General features: G+C 69.6%; 1 protein-coding gene. It reads right to left on the bottom strand.

What is annotated here, in order from left to right; all coding sequences use genetic code 11:
* Nucleotides 1-22: 22 nt before the first annotated feature.
* Nucleotides 23-1,291 (bottom strand): IS701 family transposase, encoded by a 1,269-nt coding sequence (locus tag ACIHCL_RS36970; RefSeq protein ID WP_399868938.1) that lies wholly within the window; start codon nt 1,289-1,291, stop codon nt 23-25.
* Nucleotides 1,292-1,449 lie beyond the last annotated feature (158 nt).

Raw genomic sequence — 1,449 nt, 5'->3', positions numbered from 1 at the left:
TACTCCAGTGCGGTTTCGTGATCTATTCAGCGGTTTCGTCGGCGGTTCGCCGTCGGTAGTGGCTGTGTCTGGCTGTTGCCTGGTGGCGTCTGCGCCAGTTGGACCAGTGCAGCAGCCTGGCCGCGGTTACGGCTGGTGGGTTGAAGACGGCGGCGAGGAGGCGGCGGATCTCCGGGACGGTCAGCGTGATCGGATCTTGGCTGCGGGCGGGCTGGTGCGTATCGGCGGGCCGTTGGGGTGCCGTGTCGGCGGCGAGGGCGGTCAGGAAGGCCAGGGCGAGCATGGCGAGCGTGATGTGCCGGTGCCAGGATGTCCAGTGCCGGACCTGGTAGTGGTCGAGTCCGACCTGGCCCTTGGCGGCCTGGAAACACTCCTCCACGCTCCAGCGGACACCGGCGACGCGGACCAGTTCGGACAGGGGCACTTGGGTGGGTGACCAGCACAGGTAGAAGGCGTGTTCGCCGGTGGTGCGGTTGCGTCGGATGAGCAGGTGGCGGTGGTTGCCGGTGCCGGTGTGGATCCAGGCCCAGTCGTAGTGGCGCGGGCCTTTCGCGCCGTTGCCGGCGCTGTGCCGCTGCCAGGCCGTGCCGGGCAGGCGGCCGGCGAGGGTGTCCGCGCGGACAGGGGTGCGGCCGTGGTTGATCCTGACCCGCGTCGAGCAGGCGACGGCCATCACGTAGCCGATGCCGTGTGCTTCGAGGGCGGCGCGGAGCTGGGGGTCCTGGCCGTAGGCTTCGTCGCCGGTCACCCAGGAAGCGCCGATTCCGGCTTCCAGTGCGGCTGTGATCATCTCGGCGGCCAGGCGGGGCTTGGTGGCGAACTGCACCGTCTCGGGTATCCCGGCCGCGGTGCGGCGTTCGGGATCGTTGGTCCAGGAGTGTTCGGGGAGGTAGAGCCGTCGGTCGATCAGGGCCCGTCCCCGGCTCGTGGCCAGTGCGAGGAACACGCCGACCTGGGTGTTCTCGATGCGTCCCGCGGTGCCGGTGTACTGCCTCTGTACTCCTGCCGAGGACCGGCCCTTCTTCAGGAAGCCGGTCTCGTCGACCACGAGAACGGCGCCGTCGGTGCCGAGGTGTTCGGCGGCGTAGGCGCGCAGGTCGTCGCGGACCACGTCGGCGTCCCAGCGGGCGTAGCGCAGCAGGCGCTGCATCGGCCCGGGCCGGGTATGGCCCGCCTGTTCGGCCAGCTGCCAGCAGTTCTTGCGTTCGACGCCCGACAGCAGTCCGAGCAGGTAGGAGCGGGCCGTGGCCCGGGGTTCAACTCGGCCGAAGCGTCCCGCGATCCGGGCCATGACCTGGTCGAACATCGCTCGCCAGCGGGCAGGGTCTACGCTATGGCCTGCGGCCACCGCACGATCTTCAGGAGTCCACACAACCCCCGATGATCACGCGGTGGCCGTACCCGTTCCCAGCCGGGTCCGCGACAAGATCGCGAAGTCAGACTGGAGTA

Origin of the sequence: Streptomyces sp. NPDC052042 (genome assembly GCF_044548345.1) — a bacterium.
Lineage (GTDB): Bacteria > Actinomycetota > Actinomycetes > Streptomycetales > Streptomycetaceae > Streptomyces.
This window is presented reverse-complemented; position numbering and strand designations above follow the sequence as displayed.

What these genes read in the sequence shown, in the direction of transcription:
- ACIHCL_RS36970 (WP_399868938.1), bottom strand. Translation starts at nt 1,291, where the DNA reads ATGGCCCGGATCGCGGGACGCTTCGGCCGAGTTGAACCCCGGGCCACG.